Source organism: Planctopirus sp. SH287 (assembly GCF_056500625.1).
Genome location: NZ_CM151403.1, coordinates 3503844 through 3521825 on the forward strand (window position 1 = coordinate 3503844; position 17982 = coordinate 3521825).

Consider the following 17982-nt stretch of genomic DNA (forward strand, 5'->3'; position numbering starts at 1 on the left):
CTGAACGTAAAACAGAAACACAAATTACCGGATGGTGAACGGCTCTGATGGACGCCACAGGAGTTAAACCCAGTGGGTCGGGAACTTTACTCGATGGAAGAAAAACTTTCAATCGAGCCAATAGCAATCGTGATATGTGAAAATCGCTTACGAATAACAAAACCCATGCCTCGTGCGTGTGGCTGTATCCGCTTGAACATCGGGCCGCCGTCAACTTTGCATTCAACAATCTTGAGAAGTTCGGGAGAACGCTCATTCCTGTCTTCAGCATTCGCGATAGCACTGAGCAACACCTTCTCCAGCATACGAGCCCCACGATGAGGCAAGTAACGGAGAGTTGTTAAACCCTGGCCAGCGGCTTGCCCACGGATCAAGTCCGCAAGATGACGCACCTTGGTAGGGGCAATACGCGCAAATTTATGGATGGCCTGATATCGCATGATCAACCTAATCAGTCGACGAAACACTGCAAACTCAAGAAAACATGGCATAATCCGAAAGGCATGCCATGAATAATTACTACTTGCCGCCCTTGCCGCCGTGACCCCGGAAAATGCGGGTCAAGGAAAACTCACCGAGCTTATGACCAACCATCTCTTCTGTCACATAGACAGAGAGGTGCTGCTTGCCATTATGGACAAGAAACGTATGACCAACAAACTCAGGGCTAATCGTGGAACGTCGTGCCCAGGTCTTAATAGGCTCTTTTTTACCCGCGACTTCTAGCTTCTCAATCTTAATGAGAAGCTTTTCGTCAACATAAGGGCCTTTTTTAGATGACCGGCTCATCGCTACACCTTATCCACACAAACAAAAACAAATACGAAAGAAGCAAAACACAAGATTTTTTGACGCAAAAACTTCAAGATCAAAGCTTCAACTGGCCATAGCGAACCGACTTACGTCGACGAACAATAGCATTGCGACTTGGCTTCTTCGGGTTACGAGTACGACCGCCCTTAGCCAGCTTCCCTGTAGGACTAACTGGATGACGACCACCAGAGCGACGGCCTTCACCACCACCCATCGGGTGAGCGACAGGATTCATCGCGCTACCACGAACGTAGGGTCGTTTACCCATCCAACGGACGCGACCGGCTTTACCAATCACAATCTTGATATGCTCACCATTACCGAGCACGCCAATAGTTGCCCGACAACTTGCAGGTACGCGACGAACCTCACCCGAAGGCAGGGTAATTTGAGCCCAACCCGCCTCGCGAGCGTTAACAACTGCGGAAACACCTGCACTTCGGCAGAGCTGACCACCGCGGCCTGGCTGAAGCTCAATGTTATGCACTGATGTACCCGTTGGAATCTTTTCCAATGGCATACAGTTACCAACGAGAGGCTCTAAGCCTTCCTTGGCACTCATGATTTTTGCGCCGGCGGCAAGACCTTCAGGAGCGAGAATGTATCGTTTCTCGCCATCTTCATATTGCACCAAAGCAATGCGGCAGGTTCGATTGGGATCGTACTCGATATGAGTGATCAAACCAACCACACCGTCCTTATTTCTCTTAAAATCGATCAGGCGGTACATCCGCTTATGGCCGCCACCAATATGACGACTGGTGATCTTCCCCTGAAAGTTTCGTCCGCCAGTCTTCTTGTAAGGGATGACCAAAGACTTTTCCGGCTTCTTCTTCCGATCGGTGATCTCAGCAAAATCGCTGACCATCCCGCCTCGCCGGCCGGCACTTGTTGGCTTATAAAAGCGGACACCCATAATTCAATCCCAATCAGCCCATAACCTGGACTTAACTATCACAAATCTAAAACTAAGAAATAAATGCCAGTCAATAATCCTAGAAGAACGCAATGCGATCATCGGGATTGAGAGTAACAATGGCTTTTTTCCAAGATGAGGTATAACCAAGCTTCATGCGATGACGGCGAGGCTTACCAAGCCGATTCTGCGTACGAACCTTTTCTACTTTAACAGAGAAAAGAGTTTCTACAGCGACTTTAATGTCATGCTTATTAGCTAATGGGTTAACCTGGAACGTGTAAGCATTTCGCTTGGTCGAAAGGTAAGTCCCTTTTTCCGTAATTAACGGCTTCAGGATAACCTGGTAAGACTCAAGAACCACGCCAGATTTAGGAACAATTGCCATCTAAGCACCTCGCTCCCAAAAACGGGAGAGTCAACACGATACAAAGCTAAATATGCGAAACTACTAAGGCTAAAACACTACTCAGCTTGAGATGGTTTACGCAGAAGATCTAAGGCCTCTGTTGTTACGACCAGTTGCTTACGAAGAAGCAACTGGTAAGCATTCAATCCCGCGGCAGGCGAAACGCCAACCTTTGGTATATTGCGTGCCGACTTCCAGACATTAACATCATGGTCTGCAATACTAAAGAGACAACTCTTGGTATCCAAACCCAGCTTCTTGAGCAGCGAAGAAACAACGCTCGTCTTAGGGGCATCAAGCTTCAATGACTCAAGAACGGTCACTTCGCCATCCTGAAACTTGCTCAGCAAAGCCATTCGCGTTGCCAACTGGAGAGCCTTGCGGGGCAATCGATAGCTGAAATCTGTAGGACGCTTAGCAAAAGCATGACCGCCACCACGACGTACAGGCTGTCGCTTATTACCCTGACGGGCGCGACCAGTCCCTTTTTGCTTAAACAGTTTTTGCTTGCTGCCTGCAATCTCAGCGCGGCTCTTGGACTTAAAAGTCCCCTGGCGAAGATTCGCCTGATACATCACAACAGCGTCGTGCAGGAGCTGCTTATTGATATCAGAGGCCAACTCAGCGGGATCGAACTCGTAATTACGACCGGTCGCTTCGCCAGATTGTGTATGAATTGGAAGAGTGATCATCTATCTGCCGCTCTGGTAAAAAACGATAGCGAAAAAAATCAATTTCGTCTGCTATACAGAAGAAAGCCGCACATTAGCTGGAGGATTTACTTGCAGTTGGTTTGGCGAATCCGCAGGAAACCGCCACTATAACCAGGAACTGCACCACGAACCAGCAACACGGCATTATCGTCATCAGCACGAACGACTTCCAAGCGACGAACCGTCACTTGAGCGTTACCGTAGTGACCAGGCATCTTAGTGCCTTTAAACACCTTACCAGGATCAGTGCTTTGTCCTGTTGAACCGCCGGAGCGGTGAACCTTTTTCACACCATGGCTTGCGCAGGTTCCGTGAAAGTTATGACGCTTCATAACACCGGCAAAACCACGACCTTTGGAGGTACCGATGACATCAACGTGCTTAGTTTCACCAAACACCTGATTGACAGTCAACACTTGCCCAACCGAATAATTGCCGGCCTCTTCAGGAGTTACTCGAAACTCGCGAACATACTTCTTGGGTTCGCAATTCGCCTTCTCAACCACCGCGACACCTGCGGCAGCAAGAGCTTTTTGCCGCTTGCTATCAAGAGCAGCGACATGACCACGCTCAGATCGCGATGCCAACCGACGCGGCTTATCCGAGAAGCCCAACTGAACAGCGGAGTACCCGTCACGCTCCGGGGTGCGAACCTGCATCACGACGCAAGGGCCACACTCAATGACAGTCACAGGAATCGCCTCTCCCTGAGGAGTGAAAACCTGAGTCATGCCAACTTTGCGACCAAGCAAACCACTAGGCATTATAAGAAGCCCTGACCTGAAAGACGGACTGCACACCGACAAAGCCGGGCATCATCCGCAAACTTTAAACCACACTAACAAGACAACACTGCCAACCAGGCAACATAATCTCGCAGAAAGAAAACACTAAACCGAGAGCTGACAACAGCCTAGCCCGCGGTCGCCTTGATTTTAACATCCACACCAGCAGGCAACGAGAGCTTATTCAAGGCATCAATCGTTTTCCCGGTTGGCTGAATAATATCGATCAATCGCTTGTGAGTGCGAATCTCGAATTGCTCTCGTGACTTGCGATCAATGTGAGGTGAACGCAAGACTGTATATCGCTCGATTCGCGTGGGCAACGGAATTGGCCCATGCACAATCGCACCGGTTCGCTTGGCTGTATCGACAATATCAGTCGCCGACTGATCAAGCACGGAATGATCGTAGGCTTCCATCCGAATGCGAATTTTTTCCTGCTTTTGACCAGCCACTCGAACTTCCCTTCAGTCAACAACTTATGCACGGCCCTGTCAGCGGCAAATACTCCGACTTTCGGGCGGAGCGAAGATTCTAAGAAGGGGCCAACCGAATGTCAATCAACCGGCATTGACAAGTACCGCATTAGTAATTTCGCACGAATTCAGGCACTTCTGTTACTCCAGGGATTTTGTCTCATAAGAAACTTTCGGGAACACCTTACCTCGATTGATCGTTTTTTTGATCAACGTGAGACATAAGCGTCACATGCCCCCCTGTGCGGCATGCGTTATCACTGACGTTTTAACTACTCGCCTAGCATGGTTTTGAGCACGGAATCTGGTGCCGGGGCAAATCGCAAAGGCTCCATGGAGTACGATGCGCGACCTTGCGACAAGCTGCGCACCTGAGTGGAGTAGCCGAACATTTGAGACAATGGTGCCTCGGCATCAATCACGACCAGATTTCCCTGTAACCCTTGATTCATGATTGAGGCACGCCTGGAGTTTAAATCGGCAGTCACATTGCCTACAAAGTCTGGCGGGGTTACGACTTCCAACTTCATGACGGGTTCGAGCAGCAAGACTCCGGCCTCACTGAGCACCCGACGAACAGCAGCTGCTGCCGCGGCACGGATTGCGACTTCTGTCGTTTCTCCTTCACGGTAACTGGCCCCTAAAATTGTCAGTTTTAAGTTCATTAATGGATACCCCACGGTGCCGCCACTTTTCGATTCGTCGTTCATTGCCTGAATGAGAATCTGCGTCATTTCCTGCGGGAAGGCCCCTGGCTTCATCTTGTTTTCAACAACAACCGGCTGCGCCCCCTCAAATGGTTCTGCTCGCAATTTAATAGCAGCATAAAGGGACGTGGCACCGGCCTGCCGATCAAAAACCTCTTCGATTTCGATCGCCTTCTTTATCGTCTCCCGGTAGGTGACCCGCGGCTTGTGAACCCGCATTTTCAGATGAAAGTCACGCTCCATGCGTTTGCTGATGATTTCAAGGTGCAGTTCTCCCATTCCACTCACAATGGTCTGGCCAGTCTCCTCGCTGATTTTGGCACGGAATGTGGGATCCTGCTTGGCCAGAAGCTTCAGAGTGTCCTCCAGCTTCTTTCGGTCAGCACTGGTCTCAGGCTCAATGGCCATCGAGATGACTGTTTCCGGAAAACTGATTGACTCCAGCAGAATGGGCTGATTGGCTTCGCAAAGCGTATCGCCAGTCACTGAACTCTTTGGACCAACCACCCCGACAATATCGCCGGCACCGGCCTCTTCAAGCTTCACCCGCGAGTCAGCCTGCATTTTCCAGAGTTGACTGATCAGTTCTTTGTCGCCAGTCCGAGGGTTGAGCATCCGTGAACGACTTTTCAGAACACCAGAATAAACTCGCACAAAATAAAGCTCGGAATGTTCATCCACCTGCACTTTGAAAACCAGACCGGCGAATGGCTCGCTTTCTTCAGCTTTGCGAACCTCGGTTGTTTCTTTTTTAGGATGAAGTCCCTGGACGGGGGGGACATCCGCCGGGCTGGGAAGATAGTCAACCACAGCATCCAGGATAGGTTGAACACCAATGTAATCGAGCGATGACCCGCACAGTAGCGGTTGGAACTGCCCGGCCACTGTTCCCTGGCGAATTAACCGCAGAAGGTGCTCCAGAGGAATATCGTCGGTTTCGTCGTAGATGCCGAAGACTTCGTCATCCAGCATGGCCACCGTTTCAAGCAGTTGCATCCGCTGCAATCCCGCAGCATCGGCCATTGATTCCGGGATCGGTTCGCGGCGAATTTCACGCCCCTGCGACTCCTTATTAAAGTAGACCGCCTCCATCCGTAAAAGATCGATAATCCCGACAAAACCGTCCTCATTAGTGACTGGCCCGGAGCCGATTGGAATCGACAACACCAGAGGAGACCCATGAAGCCTTTCCGTGATCTGCCCCACGACTCGGTCAAAACCAGCACCAATACGATCCATCTTGTTGATGAAACAAATTCGGGGAACGTGAAAACTATCGGCCTGCCTCCAGACAGTTTCACTCTGGGCCTCGACCCCCTCCACTGCGCTGAATACGACAACTCCGCCATCCAGCACACGGAGACTGCGTTGCACTTCAGCGGTGAAATCAACGTGACCAGGCGTGTCAATGATGTTGATTGAACAATCGCGCCAGTGGCAGCTGATGGCAGCTGAATAGATGGTAATTCCGCGCTGTGCTTCTTCTGGATCGAAGTCAGTCACCGTGGTGCCTTCATCGACGCTTCCCGGCCGATGGATTTCGCCAGCGTAATAGAGGATTCGCTCTGTCGTCGTCGTCTTACCGGCGTCAATGTGCGCAATAATTCCAATGTTACGGATCTTGGTGATGTCTCGAATCATTATCTCACCTCTCTTCACAGCAGAGCATTAATATTTCTACGAGAGCCAAGCCAGAAAGTCCGGTCATTCAAGAAACAGCCACAGCCTAAAACCGCCATCATGCAGGCGATCTTGTCAAATAGCGATTTACACGACAGCTACCAGATCAACAGAACCAACGCTGCCAGAAAATCGACTCGTCGTAGCCTGTCTTTATCCGGCCAATATCAAATAAAAAATGCGACACAACCCTTGGGATCGCGTCGCATTCTAGATTATTGTGCAATGCAAATATCGAACAGGCTTAGCGAATCACAAGAAGAAGAGAACCCCGAATGTAGCGGAACTCAATCCCTCGATAATCGACAAGCATTAGTTCGCAAAGTGAGCGAATGCCTTGTTAGCGTCAGCCATACGGTGGACGTTTTCACGGTAAGTGACTGCAGCACCTTCACGGCGGAAAGCGGCCATGAATTCTTCGGCCAACTTACGGTGCATAGGTCGCCCCTTTTTGCCACGGCAAGCGGCAAGAATCCAGCGAATCGCCAGAGTCTGCTGTCGCTTGGGCCGCACTTGAGTTGGCACCTGATAATTGGCTCCACCCACGCGGCGTGAGCGAACTTCCACGTTTGGTCGGCAGTTATCAACAGCCAGCGTAAAAATTTCGATCGGGCTGCGATCGGGAATCTTCTCGGCAATGATGTCGAGAGCAGCGTAGAACACGCCTTCGGCAACACTCTTCTTACCGTCGTGCATCAGGCAGTTGATGAACTTCGAGGCGAGCTTTGAGCCGTACCGGGTATCGGGCTTTAATTGATCAACACTGGCGGTGAACTTGCTGCTTGACATAACTCTCTCGAACAAAAAACGATATCGATACGGAGCTCACTCACATCAACAGTAAAGCAGCCACCGAAGAAACCAACAAACACCAAACCTCGGGATCGTGGTGATGGCGAAGTGATCTTCTTCAGTAAAGTGCTTATTTAGGACGCTTGGTGCCGTAACGGCTACGTGCCTGCTTACGGTTGTTAACGCCCAGGGTATCGAGAACCCCGCGAATAATTTTGTAACGCACACCGGGCAAGTCGCGAACACGACCGCCGCGAACAAGAACAATCGAGTGTTCCTGAAGGTTGTGGCCTTCACCGGGAATATACGCAGTGATTTCCTTACCGTTCGACAGGCGAACACGAGCGATCTTCCGCAGAGCCGAGTTTGGCTTCTTGGGAGTCATCGTCCTTACCATCAAGCACACGCCTCGCTTTTGAGGGCAAGCTTCAAGCACCGGAGACTTCGTCCGGTTTGGCTGCTTGACACGTGGCTTACGAACCAGCTGATTAATCGTGGGCATAGATTCGGTCTATCCGTCGAATCGCAGCGAAGCTGCGAAAACCAAGAGCTATTGAGCAAGCCGCTGTAAACACTTGGCTTACAACGACATCCAGATGCTCATTCGCCCAGATACAGTACAATTTGAACTTGCGAACCAAAGAGTTTAGCAACCACTCTTCAGGACTTCAACCAAACAGGCATCGCGACTGTTAACTTCGTGTCGCAAGCAATTGGAAGCCTTGAACCAAGCCTGAAATGTGGCTCCACACAGGTGAAACCGCAAACTGATCATCATTAATGAATTTAGCAAAATCAGCACGACGTCTGTTGGAAGCGGGATTAACGCCTCTTCTCAATGCCTGCCTTTCAGACGCATGAGCTGAAAAATGTGTTCACTTTCAACTCGGATTTCGCCAACAACCGGAGAGAGAAATTTCTCTCCCCGGTTGTTGAAAGCGAAAATCATCTGGGGAGATCAAACTTACTCGAGACGACCCAAACCGCTGTTCGGGGAAATCTCTGGTTCGTTCAGAAGATTGGCTCGGGCCGCCAGAATTCGATCGCGTTCGGCTGTCAGCTCGGCAAGAGCTTCCGGACGAATACGCACTTCCGATTTCTGGTGCAGTTTGAACCCGGTTCCAGCAGGAATCAGGTGACCAAGGATCACGTTTTCCTTCAATCCCACAAGGTGATCTGACTTGCCGGCGATTGCCGCTTCTGTCAGCACCTTGGTAGTTTCCTGGAAACTGGCTGCCGACAGGAAGCTTTCGCTCTGCACGGCGGCTTTGGTGATCCCCAGCAACTGAGTGCTGGCCGATGCCGAACGAGGCTTCGTTGTCTTGATGGGCTGACCACCAGTGGCTTCGATTTCCTCATTCACCTGAGCGATCGTTTCCAATGGAACGATATCGCCTTCGTGGAATTCCGTATCGCCGGGATCGGTCACGCGACCGCACTGCTGAACCTTCTGGTTGATCTTGCGGAATTCAAACCGGTCAATCAACACGCCAGGCAGCAGGGTGGTGTCACCCACGTCGTCAACCCGAACCTTACGCAACATCTGAGCCACAACCAGCTCGATGTGCTTGTCATCAATCCCCACGCGCTGTGAACGATAGACGTTCTGGATTTCGTGGAGGAGGTAAGCATGCACTGCCTCTTCACCACTGACCGCCAGAATATCGTGAGGCACCAGCGGGCCACGAACCAGAGCATCCCCGGCCTTCACCTGCTCACCCGAGTGGACGAGCAACTGCTTGCCGTGAGGAATAATGTGCTCGCGTTCAGTTCCGTCAACACCCTTGACCTTGATGATCCGCTTGCCGCGTTTCTTCTCGGCGACGAGTTCCACTTCACCATCGATTTCAGAAATAATCGCAGGATCTTTGGGCTTTCGTGCTTCAAACAATTCCGTCACGCGAGGCAGACCACCCGTGATGTCCTGCGTACCCATCGACTCGCGAGGGTTCTTGGCAAGAATCGAACCGGCAGCGACCTGCTGGGCTTCCAGCACTTCGATCGTGGCCCGCTCTGGCAGGTAGTAGAAGTCCAGGATTTTGCCCGCTTGATCTTCGAGCACGATCTGAGGATGTCGATCCCCCTTGTGCTCGATAATCGTCTTACGGACGTTCCCCATTTTGTCAGTTTCGGAGCGAACGGTCTGGCCTTCGATCAGATCTTCAAAGCGAACCTTACCACCCACTTCACAGAGAATTGGCACTGAGTGCGGATCCCATGTGCACAGGATCTGGCCAGATTCGATCAAATCGTTTTCAGCAACCTGCAGAATCGCCCCGTTAGGAATCGTGTACTTCTCAAGCTCACGATCCTTGCTGTCAACCACGGTGACTTCACCATTTCGACCGAGCACGACCGCCTTGCCATCAGCATTGACCACGCTACGAACGCGGGCAAAGCGAACTCGACCGCCCTTGCGGGATTTGATTTCGCTTTCTTCCACATCGCGAGAGGCTGTCCCCCCCACGTGGAAGGTACGCATCGTCAACTGAGTACCCGGTTCACCGATCGACTGAGCGGCAATCGTACCGACCGCCAGACCCTCTTCCACCAACGCTCCGGTCGAGAGATCCATACCGTAGCACAATTGGCAAATGCCCAGGCCGGCCTCGCAGGTCATCGGGCTGCGAACCTGGATCTTCTCCAGGCCCATCCCTTCGATCTTGCGAGCGATTTCAATCGTGATGAGTTCGTCTTCACGCACGATCACTTCGTCGGTCACGGGATTCACAATATTTGTGCGACTGACGCGGCCACGGATCGCATCGGCCAAACCGACTTCGACCTTTTCACCGCGATAAATCACACCACGGGTAATCCCCTTGGTGGTTTTGCAGTCATTCAAGGTAATGACCAGGTTCTGACAAATGTCTGCCAGCTTACGAGTCAAATACCCCGAATCAGCGGTCTTGAGTGCCGTATCGGCCAAACCTTTACGCGCACCGTGTGTCGAGCTGAAATACTCGAGTACCGTCAAGCCTTCACGGAAGTTCGCCTTGATCGGGGTTTCGATGATTTCGCCGCTAGGCTTAGCCATCAAACCACGCATACCAGCCAACTGACGAATCTGTTCGACACCACCGCGAGCACCGGAATCGGCCATCAGGAAGATCGGATTGACGTAGCGACCTTCATCGCGAACGTCGCTCTTGAACTCTTCCATCATCGCCACGGTGATCAGTTCGCGTGCCTGAGTCCAACGGTCAAGAGTCTGCTCGTATCGCTCTTTAGCAGTAATAATCCCCTTCTCATAGTTCTTCTGGAACTTGAGAACGGCGGCTTCAGCATCCGAAATCACCTTATCCTTGTTAGGGGGCGTCTTCAGATCGCTAGCGGCAAAAGACAGACCCGAGCGGGTCGATTCGCGGAAGCCCATTTCCTTCATCCGGTCGAGCAGCGCGATCGTTTCGCGGCGGCCCATTTCCAGATAGGAATCGGAAATCACACCAGCCAGGTCACGGCCTTTCATGGTGTAGTTATAGAAAGCCATCTTGCTGGAGATCATGTCGTTGAACACGACGCGCCCCACGCTGGTTTCAACCAGACCACCCTTTTTGAAGGTCTCAACGCCTTCGCCCTTAACCCGCTTGTCTTTGGGCAGGCGAACACGGACGGTTGAGTGCAGACGCACCTTTCCGTGCTGAAAAGCGGTGAAGACTTCCTGTGTTGACGAGAAAGTCATGCCATCGCCAATCAGGCCCGGCTTCTTCATCGTCAGGTAGTAGCAACCCATCACGATGTCCTGCGAAGGACTGATAATGGGGGCACCGTTGGAGGGACTGAAGATGTTGTGCGTCGACATCATCAGCGTGTGAGCTTCCACTTGAGCTTCGATGGAAAGCGGCAAGTGAACGGCCATCTGGTCGCCGTCGAAGTCAGCATTAAAACCACGACAGACCAGCGGGTGAATACGAATCGCATTCCCTTCCACCAGTTGTGGTTCAAACGCCTGGATACCAATACGGTGCAGCGTCGGAGCACGATTCAGCAGCACAGGATGATTCGTGATGACTTCTTCAAGAATATCCCACACTTCTTCATCGCGACGTTCCAGCATTCGCTTGGCCGACTTGATGGTATCGGCGTGGCCGAGTTCCTTGAGACGGCGGATAATGAATGGCTGGTAAAGCTCCAGGGCAATCTTCTTGGGAAGACCGCACTGGTGCAGCTTCAGCGTCGGGCCAACAACAATCACCGAACGAGCAGAGTAGTCAACGCGTTTCCCCAGAAGGTTTTCGCGGAAACGACCTTGCTTGCCCTTGATCATATCGGTCAGCGACTTTAGCGGACGGTTGGATGAACCGAGCACAGGACGCTTACAGCGGTTGTTATCAAAAAGGGCGTCAACCGACTGTTGCAACATTCGCTTTTCATTGCGAACGATCACCTCGGGAGCGTTGAGATCAACGAGCTTCTTAAGGCGGTTGTTACGGTTGATAATCCGCCGGTACAAGTCGTTCAAATCGCTGGTGGCAAAGTTGCCTGAATCCAGCAAAACGAGCGGACGCAGATCGGGAGGAATCACCGGCACGCAGTCAAGCACCATCCACTCGGGACGGTTATCGCTGTCGCGCAGGGCTTCCACAATCTTCAGACGCTTGATCAGCTCTTTTTTCTTCTGCTGACTGTTCGTCTTCTTCAGCTCGATACGAAGCTGCTGGGAAATCTCAACCAGATTGAGATTAAGAAGCATCTTCTTGACAGCATCGGCACCCATATCGGCGTCGAAGCTGCCTTCACCAAACTTGGTCTTGGCCTGACGATATTCTTCTTCTGTCAGCAACTGACCCATCTTAAGGGTCGTATCGCCAGGATCGATTACCAGATAGTCCTGGAAGTAAACGACCTTCTCCAGCGACGTGGTCTTCACATTGAGCAACGCCCCCAGACGGCTGGGCATACTCTTGAAGAACCAGATATGCACAACGGGAGCGGCCAACTCAATGTGACCCATGCGCTTGCGACGCACGCGACTGTGCGTGACTTTTACGCCACAACGATCACAGATCATCCCCTTGTACTTCATCCCGCGGTACTTACCGCAAGCACACTCCCAGTCCTTTTCAGGCCCAAAGATGCGCTCACAGAACAAGCCGTCCCGCTCGGGTCGGTACGTTCTGTAATTGATCGTTTCCGGCTTCTTTACTTCACCGAAAGACCAGCTCCTGATGTCGTGAGGACTGGCCAGATTGATCTTGATCGAAGAGAACTCATTGACGCGATCGTACGATGTTTCGCCGGTGCTCACCCAACACTCCTTGTGCGAATCAGATTCTGCGCAGATTGCGCAGCAACAGGTGAGGGTATCACGTCAATGCCTTGACCTGCAACAAACTTGCCGATTTTCTCCTTGACCTGACCATGAATTTCTTTTCTGCACCGATATTCGACACGAGTTTCCACGAGACTACGACAGTCATTTCAAGTGTTTTCGCATGTTAACAGGGTTAATCAATTTTTTCTGAACCTTATTTTTCTCTGTATTGCAACGACAAACAAGAAGTGTTCCTAAAATCACTTACTCACCCTGAGTTTTCTCTGACCATTGTTCCCTGCGGTCTTGGGCCAGCTCGCATAACCTACAACTTCGATTGATGTTCCATCATTTTTATTGCCAATGAGAACCAATCCCTGAAAGAGATGTCTTTCATCGCTGTAATGCTGAGAGCAGCGTCTCCCTTAAGGTATTCCCACGAAATCCAGCAATTCTCGTCGTAATCCTATAAAACAGTTTGCACGGCTAACGAGCATGCAAATCTCCCATGACGATGGCAATGCCTGCGAGATCAGCTTTCTAAAAATGAAATTTTCAGTTCAACAGGGCTGTACGATGAGTCTTATTTTCCAATCCAACAGGATGTTGGTGCCTCCACTCCGAACTCGTTGGCGATGGCTAACTTATGGCACACTTTTCAATCTGATAGCCTTGGGAATGCTTCCCTCGCTTTCCGGGTGCAAAAAGCCAGTGGCGGCCGCCCCGCCTCCCACGCCACACGTGACTGTTGCCAAACCACTTATTGAGCCTGTGGTGGAATGGGACGAATATGTGGGCCGGTTTGAAGCTGTGGAATTTGTCGAAGTTCGCGCTCGCGTCAGTGGCTATCTCTCTGAAACCCATTTTGAAGAGGGACAGCTTGTCAAGCAGGGCGATCTTCTGGCCACCATCGATCAGCGGCCATTTATTGCAGAAGTCAACAAGTCTGACGCCGATGTCGCTGCTGCTGAAGCCGCGATTGCCCAGACGGAAGCGGCTTTCTCCCAATCAAAGGCTGAAGCCACCTCTGCTCGGGTAAGACTGGATCTTGCCAAGCGAACGGTAGAACGCTGGCGTTCATTGGTGGCGCGGCAAGCGGCACAACAGGAAGACCTTGATACCCGAGAGGCCGAACTTGCCCAGGCTGAAGCCAATGTCGAAGCCGCTGAAGCTCGCGTGGCCTCTGCAGAAGCCAACAAGATTACTGCATTGGCTAACGTGGAAACGGCAAAATCCCTGCGAGAAATCGCACGGTTGAACCTCTTCTACACTCAGGTCACAGCCCCCATCACAGGACGCATCAGCAATCGCGATGTCACTGAGGGGAATCTGATCAGCGGGGGATCATCCCAATCCACCTTGCTGACCACGATTGTCTCTCTCAATCCGATTCACGTGGTCTTTGATGCGGATGAAGCCGCTTTTCTGCGTTACCGCCAATTAGCCAAAAAGGGGACGCCACACGCCTCCGTTGATGTCCGGAACCCTGTGTTTGTCGCCCTGGCTGACGAACATGGAGTGTTCCCTCATGAGGGGCAGACCGACTTTATTGATAACCGCCTCGATCAAGAAACGGGCACGATCAGGACTCGGGCGATTTTGGCGAATGAAGATTTAACACTGACTCCCGGCCTGTTTGCCCGTGTCCGCATTCCCGGAAGTGCTAAATATCAGGCGGTTTTAATCCCCGACCAGGCGATTGGAACAGATCAGGCCGAAAAATTTGTTCTCAAAGTGAATGAGAAAAACGAAGTCGTTCGCCAGTCCGTCACGTTGGGGCCGATTGTGGATCGATTGCGTGTCATCCGCACGGGGCTGGATGGAAGCGAGATGATCATCCTCAAAGGCCTGCAACGCGTGCGACCGGGAGTAACCGTCACGACTGAAGTCGACACGATTATCGCGACCGATGATGGTCTTCCCGACACTTTTGATCCCGTTCCTGAGGAAAAATGGCTCAAGGCTCCCAGCAAGAAGCCGCTGACGTCCTGGAATCCCTTGCGGCTTCCCGGTGAGCGTCCCCAGCAGGCGATCAGCGGGAAAGCTTCGCCATTGCGTTTGATTTCCTCCAGCAGTGACGAGGTGGTTGAATGAGACTTGCCCACTTCTTCATTGATCGACCAATTTTCGCCACAGTCGTTTCTGTGGTGATCATGATTCTCGGTGGGATTTCTTACCTCAATCTTCCTGCAGCGCAATATCCTGATGTTGTGCCACCCACGATTGTGGTGCGAGCCTCTTACCCTGGTGCCTCTCCAGAGGTGATTGCTGAAACCGTGGCGACTCCCATCGAACAGGAAGTCAACGGCGTCGAAGACATGCTCTACATGTCTTCTCAGTGCACAACTGACGGGGCCATGTCCCTGACCATCACTTTCAAGCTGGGGACTGACCTCGACAAGGCCCAGGTGCTGGTGCAGAACCGGGTGGCTGTCGCACAACCCCGTCTTCCTGAAGACGTTCGCCGCCTGGGCGTCACCACGGTGAAGACATCTCCCGATATTCTCATGGTGATTCACATCACCTCTCCCGATGACTCGTTCGACCAACTCTATGTCGGAAATTACGCGCTCATACAGATCCGGGACGCCATTGCTCGCGTCGATGGTGTGGGGGACGTGAATCTCTTCGGGTTGCGCGAATACAGTATGCGCGTCTGGCTCGATCCCGAAAAACTATCGCATCTGGCGCTGACCTCTGGCGACGTGATCCGTGCCATGCAAGGCCAGAACATTCAGGTGGCGTCCGGCGTGATCGGGCAACCGCCGACTCCTGGCGGTGCGGATTTTCAGTTGCCGGTGAATACATTGGGACGATTGGCCGATCCCGTTCAGTTTGAAAATATCATCATCCGCACCGGGGAAGATGGCCGGGTGGTTCGTGTGAAAGATATTGCCCGAATCGAACTGGGTGCTCGCGATTATGCCGTCAATAGTTATCTCGATAACAAGCCCGCTGTGGCGACAGTGATTGCTCTGCGTCCAGGTGCTAACGCCCTTGCGACGGCGCAGGCCGTGCAGGCAACCATCAAAAAACTTTCGGAAAGCTTCCCCAAAGGGGTTGAATACCGGATTGTTTACAACCCGACGGTCTTTGTGGAAGAGTCAATCGAAGCCGTGCTGCACACACTGTATGAAGCCGTCATCCTGGTGGTGATTGTGATTCTGGTGTTTCTCCAAAACTGGCGTGCAACGCTCATTCCCTTAGCAGCTATCCCCGTGTCACTGGTGGGAACATTTGCGGCCATGTCCGCCTTTGGGTTCTCACTGAACATGCTCTCGCTGTTTGGTCTGGTGCTGGCAATTGGTATCGTGGTGGATGATGCCATCGTGGTGGTCGAGAACGTCGAGCGACACATGGCGATGGGCCTATCGCCTCGCGAAGCCTCTTATAAAGCGATGGACGAAGTGACAGCAGCGGTCATCGCGATTGCTGTCGGTCTATCGGCAGTGTTTATTCCCACGGCTTTTATCTCAGGAATCACTGGTCAGTTCTATAAACAGTTTGCCCTGACCATTGCTGTTTCAACGCTCCTTTCGGCTTTCAACTCATTGACATTAAGCCCTGCCCTCTGTGCCATTCTTCTTCGGCCCCACGATGCCAAGAAAGACTGGTTCACCCGTATCTGGGACTTTTTCCTGGGGTGGTTTTTCCGGCTCTTTAACATGGTCTTTGATGCCATGACCGCTATTTATGGAAAATCAGTGGCGGTGATGGTTCGCTATGCGTTCTTCCCACTCGCGGTTTACGTCGCGCTGGTAGCGGTCACTATTTACGGCTTTCGGGAAGTTCCCACGGGCTTTATTCCTGCTCAGGATCGCGGTTACCTGATCACCGTTGTGCAGCTTCCCGATGGAGCTTCACTGGAACGTACCGACGCCGTAGTCAAACGGGCAACAGAAATCGCACTCGAACACCACGCCATTGAGCATGCGGTCAGCTTTGTGGGGTTCTCGGGAGCCACCCGCGCGAACAGTCCCAATGCCGGCGCGATCTTCCTGATTCCCCGTCCGTTTGAAGAACGTCATCACGACGACCCCAGCGCCATGCAGTTGCTTGCTGAAGTCCAGGCGGAACTCTCCAAAATTCCCGATGCGACCATCTTCGTCATCCCCCCTCCGCCGGTGCAGGGTTTAGGAACGTCTGGTGGTTTCAAGTTCCTTATTCAGGATCGTGGCGGTTACGGCCCGAAGGCCTTGCAGGAAGCGACGGATGATCTGATTGCAGCCACCAGAAAAGAACCTTCGCTGGCCTCTGTCTTCACCACCTTCCGTGCCGGAACGCCACAGCTTTACGCCGATATTGACCGCGTCAAAGCCAGTATGCTGAACGTTCCCATTGCCAACGTCTTTGAGGCTTTACAGGTCAACCTGGGGTCTGCCTATGTCAACGATTTCAACCTCTTTGGCCGAACATTTCAGGTTCGGGCGCAGGCTGATGGAAGTTTTCGACTTAATGCCGACGACATCCTGCGATTAAAAACCCGCAATGCCAACGGCGCGATGGTTCCTCTGGGTTCCGTCATGCGTGTCGACTGGAAAAGCGGGCCGGATCGGGTCGTGCGGTACAACATGTTTCCCGCCGCAGAAGTTCAAGGAGATACTAAGCCGGGCCATAGCTCGGGAGAATCGATTGCGGCCATCGAGCGACTCGCTAAAGAAGTGCTGCCTCAAGGGATGTCCATCGAGTGGACTGAACTTGCCTATCAGGAAAAAATCGCCGGGAATACGGCTCTCTACATCTTCCCATTGTGCGTTCTTTTCGTGTTCCTTGTTCACTCGGCTGAGTATGAAAGCTGGTCGCTCCCTTTAGCCATTATTCTAATCGCCCCCGTCTGCCTTCCTTTTGCTCTCGGAGGTGTCTGGCTGCGTGGAATGGATAATAACATTATCACACAGATCGGCTTTGTGGTGCTGATCGGTCTGGCGGCGAAGAACGCGGTGCTCATTGTTGAGTTCGCCAAGCAGCTGGAAGAAGAAGGACGAGATCGGTTTGAAGCCGCGGTTGAAGCCTGCCGACTTCGGTTGCGTCCGATCATGATGACCTCCTTCGCATTCATCCTGGGTGTGCTGCCTTTGGCACGCGCTCATGGTGCGGGGGCTGAATTGCGACAGGTACTGGGGACTGCCGTGTTCGCAGGGATGCTGGGGGTCACCATCTTCGGCCTATTCCTCACCCCCGCGTTTTATGTGGTGCTGCGTGGTCTGACCGATCGTTTCTGGGGGCCACAGTTCGCCCATCACAAGAAATCAGAACATGGCACCCAACCACAGCCTCATCACGAGCATTCGGCTCATCTCTCCAACGAGAATCACAGCTAAATACTCACCCAGTAAATACTCATCCAGAGTTTCGCAGTTCTCTATCAACTCTCACTTCGGGCAGGTGCAGCACAAGCAGGCACCTGCCCGTTTTCGTTTTCTCTCGACCATCGCTT

Annotated in this window: 13 protein-coding genes; 2 read left to right on the forward strand and 11 right to left on the reverse strand. The window is 52.2% G+C overall.

Annotation, left to right across the window (positions count from 1 at the left end; all coding sequences use genetic code 11):
* Positions 1-86: 86 nt before the first annotated feature.
* The 11 genes from rplV to rpoC form a co-directional block, all read right to left on the reverse strand.
* Positions 87-440, reverse strand: a complete 354-nt coding sequence (gene rplV, locus SH287x_RS13035) for a 50S ribosomal protein L22 (RefSeq protein ID WP_479514746.1) — start codon at positions 438-440, stop codon at positions 87-89.
* Positions 441-519: 79 nt separating this feature from the next.
* Positions 520-789, reverse strand: coding sequence for a 30S ribosomal protein S19 (gene rpsS / locus SH287x_RS13040; RefSeq protein ID WP_479514748.1), 270 nt, complete (start codon positions 787-789; stop codon positions 520-522).
* A 79-nt stretch (positions 790-868) separates the two neighbouring features.
* Positions 869-1729, reverse strand: coding sequence for a 50S ribosomal protein L2 (gene rplB, locus SH287x_RS13045; protein ID WP_479514749.1), 861 nt, complete (start codon positions 1727-1729; stop codon positions 869-871).
* Positions 1730-1808: 79 nt separating this feature from the next.
* A complete protein-coding gene (gene rplW, locus SH287x_RS13050; RefSeq protein ID WP_479514750.1) occupies positions 1809-2117 on the reverse strand; it encodes a 50S ribosomal protein L23 in 309 nt (102 codons plus the stop codon).
* A gap of 77 nt (positions 2118-2194) precedes the next feature.
* Positions 2195-2830: a 50S ribosomal protein L4 gene (gene rplD, locus SH287x_RS13055; RefSeq protein WP_479514751.1), complete on the reverse strand. Its 636-nt coding sequence runs from the start codon at positions 2828-2830 to the stop codon at positions 2195-2197.
* A gap of 86 nt (positions 2831-2916) precedes the next feature.
* Positions 2917-3615 carry a 50S ribosomal protein L3 gene (gene rplC / locus SH287x_RS13060; RefSeq protein WP_479514752.1) on the reverse strand — a complete coding sequence of 233 codons (699 nt, stop codon included), beginning with the start codon at positions 3613-3615 and terminating at the stop codon, positions 2917-2919.
* A gap of 149 nt (positions 3616-3764) precedes the next feature.
* Positions 3765-4091, reverse strand: a complete 327-nt coding sequence (gene rpsJ / locus SH287x_RS13065) for a 30S ribosomal protein S10 (protein ID WP_479514753.1) — start codon at positions 4089-4091, stop codon at positions 3765-3767.
* A 293-nt stretch (positions 4092-4384) separates the two neighbouring features.
* Entirely contained in the window at positions 4385-6460 is a 2076-nt protein-coding gene (fusA, locus tag SH287x_RS13070) for an elongation factor G (protein WP_479514754.1), read from the reverse strand.
* A gap of 351 nt (positions 6461-6811) precedes the next feature.
* Positions 6812-7288 (reverse strand): 30S ribosomal protein S7, encoded by a 477-nt coding sequence (rpsG, locus tag SH287x_RS13075; RefSeq protein ID WP_479514755.1) that lies wholly within the window; start codon positions 7286-7288, stop codon positions 6812-6814.
* Positions 7289-7421: 133 nt separating this feature from the next.
* Positions 7422-7793, reverse strand: a complete 372-nt coding sequence (gene rpsL, locus SH287x_RS13080; protein ID WP_479514756.1) for a 30S ribosomal protein S12 — start codon at positions 7791-7793, stop codon at positions 7422-7424.
* Between the two features lie 462 nt (positions 7794-8255).
* Positions 8256-12539, reverse strand: coding sequence for a DNA-directed RNA polymerase subunit beta' (rpoC, locus tag SH287x_RS13085; RefSeq protein WP_479514757.1), 4284 nt, complete (start codon positions 12537-12539; stop codon positions 8256-8258).
* A 615-nt stretch (positions 12540-13154) separates the two neighbouring features.
* Here rpoC and SH287x_RS13090 point away from each other — a divergent pair.
* Positions 13155-14639: an efflux RND transporter periplasmic adaptor subunit gene (locus tag SH287x_RS13090; protein WP_479514758.1), complete on the forward strand. Its 1485-nt coding sequence runs from the start codon at positions 13155-13157 to the stop codon at positions 14637-14639.
* The gene (locus tag SH287x_RS13095; protein ID WP_479514759.1) at positions 14636-17866 is read left to right on the forward strand and encodes an efflux RND transporter permease subunit; all 3231 of its coding nucleotides are present in this window, start codon (positions 14636-14638) and stop codon (positions 17864-17866) included. Before SH287x_RS13090 ends, SH287x_RS13095 begins: the two co-directional genes overlap by 4 nt.
* Positions 17867-17982 lie beyond the last annotated feature (116 nt).

What these genes read in the sequence shown, in the direction of transcription:
- rplB (WP_479514749.1), bottom strand. Translation starts at nt 1,729, where the DNA reads ATGGGTGTCCGCTTTTATAAGCCAACAAGTGCCGGCCGGCGAGGCGGG.
- rplC (WP_479514752.1), bottom strand. Translation starts at nt 3,615, where the DNA reads ATGCCTAGTGGTTTGCTTGGTCGCAAAGTTGGCATGACTCAGGTTTTC.
- rplW (WP_479514750.1), bottom strand. Translation starts at nt 2,117, where the DNA reads ATGGCAATTGTTCCTAAATCTGGCGTGGTTCTTGAGTCTTACCAGGTT.
- fusA (WP_479514754.1), bottom strand. Translation starts at nt 6,460, where the DNA reads ATGATTCGAGACATCACCAAGATCCGTAACATTGGAATTATTGCGCAC.
- rplD (WP_479514751.1), bottom strand. Translation starts at nt 2,830, where the DNA reads ATGATCACTCTTCCAATTCATACACAATCTGGCGAAGCGACCGGTCGT.
- rplV (WP_479514746.1), bottom strand. Translation starts at nt 440, where the DNA reads ATGCGATATCAGGCCATCCATAAATTTGCGCGTATTGCCCCTACCAAG.
- SH287x_RS13095 (WP_479514759.1), top strand. Translation starts at nt 14,636, where the DNA reads ATGAGACTTGCCCACTTCTTCATTGATCGACCAATTTTCGCCACAGTC.
- rpsG (WP_479514755.1), bottom strand. Translation starts at nt 7,288, where the DNA reads ATGTCAAGCAGCAAGTTCACCGCCAGTGTTGATCAATTAAAGCCCGAT.
- rpsL (WP_479514756.1), bottom strand. Translation starts at nt 7,793, where the DNA reads ATGCCCACGATTAATCAGCTGGTTCGTAAGCCACGTGTCAAGCAGCCA.
- rpsS (WP_479514748.1), bottom strand. Translation starts at nt 789, where the DNA reads ATGAGCCGGTCATCTAAAAAAGGCCCTTATGTTGACGAAAAGCTTCTC.